Below are 10,588 nucleotides of genomic sequence, written 5' to 3'. Positions count from 1 at the left end.
GGCCCGGCGGTGGCCTCCGGGCCGCCCCGGCGCCCCCGAGGACCCTCGCGGCCACCCTGAGGGTCATGAGGGCGGTCGTGAGGGCGGCCCGACGGCCATGGCACCCGGTGCCGCCGCCATGACGGCACCGCCACGACATCTTCACGCCACCGCTACGCGCACCTCGCCCGGCACACCCGGCCCACCCCGCACGGCACCGGCCGCGACGGCTTCCCGGTCGCCACGGCCGCCCCGTCCCGCCCGGCCCCCGTCCGGCCATCCGCCCCGTCCGCCCCGTCCGCCCGCCACTCGTGGCGCCTCAGCCGATGACCTGCCCGCGCAGCAGTACGGCCTTCGGGCCCGCCAGCACCCGGACGTCCGCGCGCGGATCCGCCTCGTAGAGCACCAGGTCGGCGGGCGCGCCCTCGGTCAGACCGGGCCGGCCGAGCCAGGAACGCGCGCCCCAGGTCGTGGCCGACAGCGCCTCGACGGCCGGGATCCCCGCCCTGACCAGCTCGGCGACCTCCGCCGCGACCAGTCCGTGCGGGAGCGAGCCGCCCGCGTCGGTGCCGACGAACACCGGGATGCCCGCGTCGTAGGCGGCGCGCACCGTGTCGTAGCGGCGCGCGTGCAGCCGCCGCATGTGGTCCGACCAGCGGGGGTACTTCTCCTGGCCGCCCTCGGCGAGCTTCGGGAAGGTCGCGATGTTGACCAGGGTGGGGACGATGGCCACTCCCCGTTCGGCGAAGAGCGGAATGGTGTCCTCGGTCAGCCCGGTGGCGTGCTCGACGCAGTCGATGCCCGCCTCGACCAGGTCGCGCAGCGAGTCCTCGGCGAAGCAGTGGGCGGTGACCCGGGCGCCGAGGCGGTGGGCCTCGGCGATCGCGGCCTCGACGGCGCCGCGCGGCCAGCAGGCGGAGAGATCCCCGACGGAACGGTCTATCCAGTCGCCGACGAGCTTGACCCAGCCGTCACCGGCCCGCGCCTCCCGGCCCACGTACGCGACCAGGTCCTCCGGCTCGATCTCGTGCGCGAAGTTCCGGATGTAGCGGCGGGTGCGCGCGATGTGCCGGCCGGCCCGGATGATGCGCGGCAGGTCCTCGCGGTCGTCGATCCAGCGGGTGTCGGACGGTGACCCGGCGTCCCTGATCAGCAGCGTTCCGGCGTCGCGGTCGGCCAGGGCCTGCTTCTCGCTGGTGGAGTCGTCCACCGGGCCGTGGGCGTCGAGTCCGACATGGCAGTGCGCGTCGACCAGCCCGGGCAGGGCCCAGCCGGTGAGGGTCCTGACGTCCCGCGCGCCGGAGGGGCGCTCGTACGTGATCGAACCGTCCCGGACCCACAGCTCGTCCCGGACGTCATCGGGCCCGGCCAGGACCCTTCCCTTGATGTGCAGCACCGCGCGTTCGCTCATGGCAGGCACTGTACGAGCCGGTGGCGGGGATCTTCACCCGTACGGCGGCCGATCAACTGACGGCCGGGGAAATTCGCGCTATCTTCTGCGGAACGAATACACTATTCTTCAGATGCGCAGCTGCCCGTATTCTTCTGCCCGCTTTTCCGGGTCTCAAACATCACAGTTTCCGGCGCCTCGCGAGCACGGGTTCCGCTCCCGCGTCAGGGTTGTTATCGATATGTGACGCGATCCACAAGCGGTCCGATCTGCCCGAAAAATACCGGACAAACCCGCAGAATCCCGGGGTCCACCGTGCGCCCGCGCGTCCACGCCCGATAACACATGACCCCCCCTTCGCGTAACCGGTTCTCGCGATGCAATTTCAGATTCTCCTCGGTAAATTTGATTCGCATGACCGCCGCACAAGCAGACCGTGCAAGTGCCCATAGCGAATTCCTGGAAATACCGGAAGGGCTGAAGCTCGACGCGCCACGTGTCGAGGACGGAGCCGCGATCTGGCGCATCGCCCGCGACTCCAAGGTGCTCGACCTCAACTCCTCGTACAGCTACCTCCTCTGGTGCCGTGACTTCGCCGCCACCTCCGTGGTGGCACGCGGTGCCGACGGCGAGCCGGTGGGCTTCGTGACCGGCTACATCCGCCCGGAGCGCCCCGAGACCCTGGTCGTCTGGCAGGTCGCCGTCGACGAGAGCCAGCGCGGCCGCGGACTGGCCGGCGCCCTCCTCGACGGGCTGACCTCCCGGACCGCCCACGACAAGGGCGTACGCCGCGTGGAGACCACCGTCACACCGGACAACACACCGTCGAACCGCCTCTTCGCGTCGTACGCCGAGCGGCACGGTGCCTCCGTGGACCGTGAGGTGCTCTTCGACGCCGGCCTGTTCCCCGAGGAGGGGCACGAGCCCGAGGTGCTGTACCGGATCGGACCGCTCGCCCGCACGGCGAGCCCGAGCTGACGCACCGCACGCGAGCCCTTCCGCCCCACCACGTTCACCACCGCACACACCCCCAGGAGCCTGCTGTGACCATCACCCCGCCCGCCCTGAGCGTCTTCGAGAGCCTGGAGTCGGAGGTGCGCAGCTACTGCCGCGGTTGGCCCGCCGTCTTCGACCGCGCGCAGGGCAGCTACATGTACGACGAGGACGGCCACAGGTACCTCGACTTCTTCGCCGGTGCCGGTGCCCTGAACTACGGGCACAACAACCCGGTGCTCAAACGCGCGCTGATCGACTACATCGAGCGCGACGGTGTCACCCACGGCCTGGACATGGGCACCACCGCCAAGCGCGCCTTCCTGGAGAGCTTCCAGAACACGATCCTCCGCCCGCGTGACCTGCCCTACAAGGTCATGTTCCCGGGCCCGACGGGCACCAACGCCGTCGAGGCCGCCCTGAAGCTGGCCCGCAAGGTCAAGGGCCGCGAGTCGATCGTCAGCTTCACCAACGCCTTCCACGGCATGTCGCTGGGCGCGCTGGCCGTCACCGGCAACTCCATGAAGCGCGCCGGAGCCGGCATCCCGCTGGTGCACGGCACCCCGATGCCGTTCGACAACTACTTCGACGGCACGGTCGAGGACTTCCTGTGGTTCGAGAGCCTGCTCGAGGACCACGGCTCCGGCCTCAACAAGCCCGCCGCCGTGATCGTCGAGACGATCCAGGGCGAGGGCGGCATCAACGTCGCCCGCGCCGAGTGGCTGCGCGCGCTGGCCGAGCTGTGCGAGCGCCAGGACATGCTGCTGATCGTCGACGACATCCAGATGGGCTGCGGCCGAACGGGTGCTTTCTTCTCCTTCGAGGAGGCGGGCATCACGCCGGACATCGTGACCCTGTCGAAGTCCATCGGCGGCTACGGACTCCCCATGTCGCTCACGCTGTTCAAGCCCGAGCTGGACATCTGGGAGCCCGGCGAGCACAACGGCACGTTCCGCGGCAACAACCCCGCGTTCGTGACCTCGGCCGCCGCGCTGGACACCTACTGGGCCGACGGCCAGATGGAGAAGCAGACCATCGCCCGCGGCGAGCAGGTGGAGCAGTCGCTGCGCGCCATCGCCCAGGAGCACCCGGAGCTCGGCGCCGACGTACGCGGCCGCGGCCTGGTCTGGGGCATGGAGTTCACCGACAAGCCCCGCGCGTCCGCCGTGTGCAAGCGCGCGTTCGAGCTGGGTCTGCTCATCGAGACTTCCGGGCCGGAGAGCGAGGTCGTCAAGCTGCTGCCGCCGCTCACCATCAGCCCGGAGGAACTGGACGAGGGTCTCCGCATCCTCGCCCGCGCGGTGCGCGAGACGGCTTGACCGCTCACCCCGCATCGCCGACCGTAGAGAAGAAAGGCACAGGAACACACAGTGATCGTCCGATCCTTCAAGGACATCGAGGGCACCGACCGGCACATCAAGTCGGCCTCGGGAACGTGGGAGAGCAAGCGCATCGTGCTCGCCAAGGAGCGCGTGGGCTTCTCTCTGCACGAGACCATCCTCTACGCCGGGACCGAGACCAAGATGTGGTACGCCAATCACATCGAGGCGGTCCTCTGCGTCGAGGGTGAGGCGGAGCTGACCAACGAGGAGACCGGCGAGAAGCACTGGATCGAGCCGGGCACGATGTACCTCCTCGACGGCCACGAGAAGCACACGATGCGGCCCAAGACGGACTTCCGCTGCGTGTGTGTCTTCAACCCGCCGGTCACCGGCCGCGAGGACCACGACGAGAACGGTGTGTACCCGCTGCTCACCGAGCCCGACGAGGGCTGACCCACCCCCCTACGAGGGACAGGAATAAGCAGGGACACGTACATCGCGAGAGGAGAAGGTGCAGCACCATGACCACCGCACCCGAGCGAACGGCCGATCTGTACCCGACGCGCGGAGCCACCGAGGTGGCCACTCCGCGCCTGGACCCGGTCGTCTGGTCGGATCCCGGGGAACCGGGGCCGATGCAGCCGGCGGAGCTGAGCGACTTCGAGCGCGACGGCTTCCTGGCGGTCGATCAGCTGATCACCCCCGACGAGGTGGCGGTCTACCGCGCCGAATTGGACCGGCTGATCAACGACCCGGAGATGCGGGCCGACGAGCGTTCCATCGTCGAGCCCAAGTCGCAGGCCGTACGGACGGTCTTCGAGGTGCACCGGATCAGCGAGGTGTTCGCCGCGCTGGTGCGCGACCCGCGTGTCGTGGGTCGCGCCCGGCAGATCCTCGGTTCGGACGTCTACGTCCACCAGAGCCGGGTCAACGTCAAGCCCGGCTTCGGAGCCTCCGGGTTCTACTGGCACTCGGACTTCGAGACCTGGCACGCCGAGGACGGTCTGCCGAACATGCGGACGGTGTCCGTCTCGATCGCTCTGACCGAGAACTTCGACACCAACGGCGGCCTGATGATCATGCCGGGGTCGCACAAGACCTTCCTCGGCTGTGAGGGCGCCACGCCGAAGGACAACTACAAGAGGTCGCTGCAGATGCAGGACGCCGGCATCCCCTCGGACGAGGCGCTGACCGGGTTCGCGGACAAGCACGGCATCAAGCTGTTCACCGGCCAGGCCGGTTCGGCGACGTGGTTCGACTGCAACTGCATGCACGGGTCCGGCGACAACATCACGCCGTTCCCGCGCAGCAACGTCTTCATCGTGTTCAACAGCGTGGAGAACAAGGCGGTGGAGCCGTTCGCGGCGCCCATCCGCCGTCCCGAGTTCCTCGGGGCGCGGGACTTCACCCCGGTGAAGTAGCTCGCAGGGCATGACCTGGGCCCGGGCCCAGGGCCCCGCCGCCCGAGCGGGGCCGCCGGTCCGGGCCGGGCTCACAGCCAGGTGAGTGACGCGGTTCGCGGCCGGNCCGCGTCGCCGCTTTTCCGGCCCCGTCGCGCCGCTCCCCAGCCGCCGCTCCTCGCCGGCTTCCCGGCACCGGCATCGGCACCGCCGCCGTCCGCGGCGTTCCGGCACACCGGCGGCACCAACTCTCCGGCGGCACCGGCACACCGGCAGCGGCCCCGGCTCTCCGGCCCCGGCGGCGGCACCGGTCTCCGGCGCCGGACGCTCCCGGCACCGGGCGCCGTCGGTGCGGGACCGGTCAGCCGCGCGCCGGGACCGTCGACAGCACGTCGAGCAGCCGGTCCACGTCGGCCTCCGTGTTGTAGAGGTGGAACGCCGCGCGCAGGTTTCCGGCGCGCACCGAGACCTGCACGTCCGCCCGGCTCAGCGTTTCCTCGGCGTGGCCGAGACCGGGCACGGCCACGATCGCGGAGCCCGGTGACGGCACGGGCTCGTGGCCCGCCCGCACCAGCCCGGCCCGGAAGCGGTCGGCGAGCGCCACGTCGTGGGCCCCGATGGCCTCCGGCCCGATCTCCTCGACCAGCGCCAGGGAGTGCCGGGCGGCCAGATACGCGAGGGTGCCGGGGCTCTCGTCGTACCGGCGGGCCGACCGCGCGAGCTGCCCGACCGGGCCGTAGGTGCTGCTCCAGGGGTCCTCCCCGGCCGCCCAGCCGGCGAACAGCAGGGGGAGGCCCCCGGAGCCGTCGGCCTCGGGGACCACGAGGAAAGAGGTCCCGCGGGGGCAGAGCAGCCACTTGAAGGCACCGGCGACCGTGAAGTCGAAGTCGGCGGCCCGCAGCGGCAGCCAGCCCGCGGACTGGGTGGCGTCCACGAGGGTACGGGCGCCGTGGGCGCGGGCCGCGGCGCGGATGGCCGCCAGGTCGGCGATCCTGCCGTCGGCGGACTGTACGGAGCTGACGGCCACCAGGTCCGTACCGGGCCGGACGGCCGCGGCCAGGTCTTCCAGCGGCACGCTGCGCAGTTTCAGGTCGCCGCGTACGGCGAAGGGGTTGACCAGGGAACTGAAGTCGCCGTCGGCGACCAGCACCTCGGCGCCCGCCCGCAGGCTCGCGGCGATCAGCCCGACATGGGTGGCGACGGCGGCGGCGACGGACACCCGCTCCGGTGCCACTCCGGCGAGCCGGGCGAAGGACGCGCGGGCCTCGGCGACCGAGGGGAAACCCGCGCCGGGGGTGGGGCGGCCGGACACGGCGTCGTCCAGCGCGTCGCGGAGCGCGGCTGCGGTACGGCCGGGCAGCAGCCCGGCGGTGGCGGTGTTGAGGTAGGTCGTGGTCGGCGCGAAGTGCGCTCCTCCAAGGCTTGTCTCCATGGCGCCCACTATCCGGGGCCGTCGTCTCCCCGTCCACGGCGTTTGTTCTGATGCCACCTCAAAGGACGGCTTATGGAAATGCCCTGGCCTGCGCCTTCCCGCCCGTCTGCGGGCGGAGAGACACCGGCGCGCCCCCGGCCGGACGCTCGGTCCGGCCGGGGGCGCGTGTGCGGTTCACCGGCGCCGGCGGGGCGTCAGGCGGCGCTCCCCGGCTCCCGCCGTCCGTCGACCCGGCGCGGCAGCCCCAGCGGGTTGTCGTCGCGCAGCTCCGGCGGCAGCAGTGCCTGCGGGGTGTTCTGGTACGCCACCGGGCGCAGCCAGCGCTCGATCGCGGTGCCGCCGACGGAGGTCGACGTCGAGGTGGTGGCCGGGTAGGGCCCGCCGTGGTGCTGCGCCGGGGCGACGGCGACGCCGGTGGGCCAGCCGTTGACCAGCACCCGGCCGGCGAGCGGGGTCACCTCGGCCAGCAGCTCGTCGGCCGAGCCCTCCGCGCCGTTCGCCTCGCCCTCGGAGATGTGCACGGTGGCGGTGAGGTTGCCGGGGATGCGGCCGAGGACGGCGGAGATCTCGTCCTGGCTCTCGTAGCGGGCGACGACCGTGACCGGCCCGAAGCACTCCTCCAGCAGCAGCTCGTGGGTGTCGCCGTCGGCGAGGCTGGCGGCGGGGACGGTCAGGAAGCCCGCGCTCACGGCGTGCTCGCCGCTCTCCCCGGGGGTGACCGGGCTCTCCACGCCGGGCAGCGCGGTCCGCTCCCGTACACCCGCGACGAAGTTGTCGCGCATCCGGTGGTCGAGCAGCACGCCCTCGGTGCTGTCGCTGACGGCCTCCGTCAGCGACTTCAGCACCCGGTCGCCGGCCGGGCCGGCCGGGGCGAGCACCAGGCCGGGCTTGACGCAGAACTGCCCGACGCCGAGGGTGACGGCCCCGGCCAGCCCGCTGCCGATCTGTTCGCCGCGTTCCTCGGCCGCGGCCTCGGTGACGACGACGGGGTTGAGGCTGCCCAGCTCGCCGTGGAAGGGGATGGGCGTCGGCCGGGCGGCGGCGGCGTCGTAGAGCGCGCGGCCGCCGCGGACGGAGCCGGTGAACCCGGCGGCGGCGACCAGCGGGTGCTTGACCAGCTCGACACCCGCCTCGAAGCCGTGCACCAGGGAGACGACGTCCTCCGGCAGCCCCGACCGGGCGGCGGCACGGCGCAGCACGGAGGCGCAGAGCTCGGAGGTCGCCGGGTGGTCGGGGTGCGCCTTGACGACGACGGGGCAGCCGGCGGCGAGCGCGCTGGCCGTGTCGCCGCCGGGCACGGAGAAGGCGAGCGGGAAGTTGCTCGCGGAGTACACGGCGACGACACCGAGCGGCAGCTTGTAGCGGCGCAGGTCGGGGCGCGGGATCGGCTTGAGGTCCGGGTCCGCGTGGTCGATCAGGATGTCCAGGAAGGAGCCCTCGTCGACGATGTCGGCGAACTCCCGCAGCTGGTACGTCGTCCGGGCCAGCTCGCCGGTCAGCCGGCCGGGGCCGAGCGCCGTCTCGGCGTCGGCGGCCTCGATGACGTGCTCGCCGGCCTCGTCCAGCAGGTCCGCGGCGGTGCGCAGGAAGGCGGCGCGGACGCCTCGGTCGGCGAGGGAGGCCCGCGCGGCGTGTGCGGCGCGGACCGTCCGGTCCACCTCGGCCGGGGTGGCCTCGGTGGCAACCTCCTCCCGCTGCTTCCCGGTTCGGGGGTCGACACTCCAGACTGGTGCTGCCACCGCGGGTTCCTCCTGCTTGCCGTGCGCGGACCGTGCCGGGACTTCGTTCTGCCGTGTTCGGTATTCTGAACGCTGTCCCTCATGGTGAATAACTGGAGCCTATTTCCGCTGCCGGGAAGGGGTCAAGGCCGTTGCCGGGCCGTGAGACGGCGGGAGCGGATCCCCGGCGGCGCGGCGCGGCATCCCGGCGGGGCCCGGCGGCTCCCCCGGAAGACGGAGAGAGATCGTCTCGCGGGAGGACGCGCGTCCCCGGCGCCCGGCGGAAGAGTGAGGGCATGACACCGACCAGCGGCTCCGGGGGCCGGTACGCCGTGACGCGCCGGGTACGGGCCTGGGCCCGGCTGCTGTTCGGGCGGCGCGCACGGCTGCGCTGGGTGCACCTGGTGCTGGGCGGGGCGCTGCTGATGCCGTACTTCCTGCTGGCCGGCGTGGTCGTGGCGCCCTTCAGCGGCGAGGACAACGTCCTCACCTCCCTCGGCCACCAGCTGCTGGCCTTCGCCGCGGCGCTCCCGCTCGTCGCCGTCTCGGGCCTGTTCCCGCTCGCCCGGGTGCTGGAGACGGCGGCCGCCCGGGCGCTGTGCGGGGTGCCCGGGTCGGCGCTCGACGGGGGCGCGTCCGAGTCGTGGGCGGCCCGGCGGCGTACCGCGGCGTTCTGCACGCTGCATCTGGGGCTCGGCGGGGTGGTGAGCGGGATGACGCTGGCGGTGCCGCCGATGGCCGCGCTGCTGCTCGCCTTCCCCCTCGTGCCGGAGCTGCGCGAGGAGCGCCTGGGCCTGGGTGCCTTCGGCCCGCTGACGGCTCCCCTGGCCGGAGCCGGGATGCTGCTGGCCCTCGCGGCGGTCGTCGCGGCCGCCGGTGCCCTGCAGGCCCGGCTGCTGCCCGCGCTGCTCGGGCCGACGCCCGAGGACCGGCTGGCCGCCGCCGAGCGGCGGGCCGCCGGACTCGCGGCGCGCAACCGGCTGGCGCGCGAGCTGCACGACTCGGTCGGGCACGCGCTGAGCGCCGTGGCCCTCCAGGCGAGCGCGGCGCGGCGGGTGCTGGACCGCGATCCGGCGTTCGTGCGGGAGGCGTTGGCAGCCATCGAGGAGACGACCCGGGAGACCGTCGGCGAACTGGACGCGGTGCTGGGCCTGTTGCGCAAGGACGGGACCCCCGGGGACGGCGAAGGGGACGGAGGCGGGACCGGCGGGGACAGAGGCGGCACCGGCGGGGACGGGGAAAGCGGGGACGAGGAGGGCGGTACCGGGCGGGACGGTGCGGGAGCCGTGCGCGGTCCGGGCCGTACGCTGCGGGAGCTGGACGGGCTGCTGGCCCGCACCCGCGCCGCCGGTGTACCCCTCCGGTACGAGCCGTCCGGTGATCCCGGCGGGATCCCGGAGGTGGTGTCCCGGGAGGCGTACCGGATCGTGCAGGAAGGGCTGAGCAACGCGCTGCGGCACGCGGGCCAGGTGCCGGTGCTGCTGCGGATCGCGGTGGACGAGGACGAGTTGGAGATCTGCATGGAGAACCCCCTTCCCTCCGGCGGGACGGGCCGGGCGGGCGGCGGCCGCGGGCTGCGCGGGATCACCGAGCGCGCCGCCCTGCTGCACGGCCGCTCCGAGGCGGGCGCGCGGGACGGCGTGTGGCGGCTGTCCGTACGGCTGCCGCTGCGGCGCGCCGGTGTCCGGGCGCACGGGGGCGGGCGGTGAACGCGCCGCTGCGGATCGTGCTCGCGGACGACGAGCGCATGGTGCGCACCGCGCTGCGCGCGATCCTGGAGTCCGAGCCGGATCTCACCGTGGCCGGCGAGGCGGTGACCGGCGCGGAGGCCGTCGCGCTGGTCCGCGAACTGCGTCCCGACGTGGTGCTCATGGATGTGCGGATGCCGGAGGTCGACGGCATCCGCGCCACGGAGACCCTGTTGCGGGTGATGCCCGACCCGCCCCGGATCGTCGTGGTGACCACCTTCGAGAACGACAGTTACGTCTACGACGCGCTGCGCGCCGGGGCGAGCGGCTTCCTGCTGAAGCGGGTGACCGCGGACGAACTGGTCGGCGCGGTACGGCTGGTGGCCCGCGGGGACTCCCTGCTGTTCCCGGCCGCGGTGCGGGCCCTGGCCGCCGAGCACGCGGCGGCCCGCGCGCGGCCCGTGCCCGCCGCCCCGTGGACGGAGCGGCTGACGGAGCGGGAGGCGGAGGTGCTGCGGCTGATGGCGGCCGGGCTGTCGAACGCCGAGATCTCCGGGCGGCTGCGGGTCGGGCCCGCGACGACCAAGAGCCATGTCGCGGGCGTGCTGGCCAAGCTGGAGGTCCGCGACCGGACGCAGGCGGTCATCGCCGCGTTCGAGAGCGGTT

General features: G+C 73.0%; 9 protein-coding genes. 6 read left to right on the top strand and 3 right to left on the bottom strand.

What is annotated here, in order from left to right; translation table 11 throughout:
• Positions 1–298: 298 nt before the first annotated feature.
• Complete coding sequence (locus tag GCU69_RS18890) at positions 299–1,390, bottom strand: amidohydrolase family protein (RefSeq protein ID WP_098751282.1); 1,092 nt, start codon at positions 1,388–1,390, stop codon at positions 299–301.
• A 393-nt stretch (positions 1,391–1,783) separates the two neighbouring features.
• Here GCU69_RS18890 and ectA point away from each other — a divergent pair, with 393 nt between their 5' ends.
• The 4 genes from ectA (at position 1,784) to thpD (ending at position 5,105) form a co-directional block, all read left to right on the top strand.
• Complete coding sequence (gene ectA / locus GCU69_RS18885; protein WP_176604604.1) at positions 1,784–2,347, top strand: diaminobutyrate acetyltransferase; 564 nt, start codon at positions 1,784–1,786, stop codon at positions 2,345–2,347.
• Positions 2,348–2,412: 65 nt separating this feature from the next.
• The gene (gene ectB, locus GCU69_RS18880; RefSeq protein WP_098751283.1) at positions 2,413–3,681 is read left to right on the top strand and encodes a diaminobutyrate--2-oxoglutarate transaminase; all 1,269 of its coding nucleotides are present in this window, start codon (positions 2,413–2,415) and stop codon (positions 3,679–3,681) included.
• 51 nt (positions 3,682–3,732) lie between these two features.
• The gene (locus GCU69_RS18875; protein ID WP_098751284.1) at positions 3,733–4,137 is read left to right on the top strand and encodes an ectoine synthase; all 405 of its coding nucleotides are present in this window, start codon (positions 3,733–3,735) and stop codon (positions 4,135–4,137) included.
• A 68-nt stretch (positions 4,138–4,205) separates the two neighbouring features.
• On the top strand, positions 4,206–5,105 hold the full coding sequence (gene thpD, locus GCU69_RS18870; RefSeq protein WP_098751285.1) for an ectoine hydroxylase: 900 nt from the start codon (positions 4,206–4,208) through the stop codon (positions 5,103–5,105).
• Positions 5,106–5,445: 340 nt separating this feature from the next.
• Here thpD and GCU69_RS18865 read toward each other — a convergent pair whose 3' ends face one another.
• The gene (locus GCU69_RS18865) at positions 5,446–6,516 is read right to left on the bottom strand and encodes an aminotransferase class V-fold PLP-dependent enzyme (RefSeq protein WP_156206691.1); all 1,071 of its coding nucleotides are present in this window, start codon (positions 6,514–6,516) and stop codon (positions 5,446–5,448) included.
• A gap of 194 nt (positions 6,517–6,710) precedes the next feature.
• The gene (locus GCU69_RS18860; RefSeq protein WP_098751287.1) at positions 6,711–8,255 is read right to left on the bottom strand and encodes an aldehyde dehydrogenase (NADP(+)); all 1,545 of its coding nucleotides are present in this window, start codon (positions 8,253–8,255) and stop codon (positions 6,711–6,713) included.
• A gap of 275 nt (positions 8,256–8,530) precedes the next feature.
• On the opposite strand from GCU69_RS18860, the gene GCU69_RS18855 reads away from it, so the two are divergent.
• Entirely contained in the window at positions 8,531–9,943 is a 1,413-nt protein-coding gene (locus GCU69_RS18855; RefSeq protein WP_098751288.1) for a sensor histidine kinase, read from the top strand.
• 38 nt (positions 9,944–9,981) lie between these two features.
• The coding region (locus tag GCU69_RS18850; RefSeq protein WP_235978562.1) for a response regulator at positions 9,982–10,588 on the top strand (607 nt) is incomplete at its 3' end.

This window comes from Streptomyces lycii, from assembly GCF_009735685.1.
GTDB classification, from domain to species: Bacteria; Actinomycetota; Actinomycetes; order Streptomycetales; family Streptomycetaceae; genus Streptomyces; species Streptomyces lycii.
This window is presented reverse-complemented; position numbering and strand designations above follow the sequence as displayed.

Excerpts from the sequence above, each read along its gene's own strand:
- GCU69_RS18890 (WP_098751282.1), bottom strand. The coding sequence starts at position 1,390 with ATGAGCGAACGCGCGGTGCTGCACATCAAGGGAAGGGTCCTGGCCGGG.
- ectA (WP_176604604.1), top strand. The coding sequence starts at position 1,784 with ATGACCGCCGCACAAGCAGACCGTGCAAGTGCCCATAGCGAATTCCTG.
- thpD (WP_098751285.1), top strand. The coding sequence starts at position 4,206 with ATGACCACCGCACCCGAGCGAACGGCCGATCTGTACCCGACGCGCGGA.
- GCU69_RS18865 (WP_156206691.1), bottom strand. The coding sequence starts at position 6,516 with ATGGAGACAAGCCTTGGAGGAGCGCACTTCGCGCCGACCACGACCTAC.
- GCU69_RS18855 (WP_098751288.1), top strand. The coding sequence starts at position 8,531 with ATGACACCGACCAGCGGCTCCGGGGGCCGGTACGCCGTGACGCGCCGG.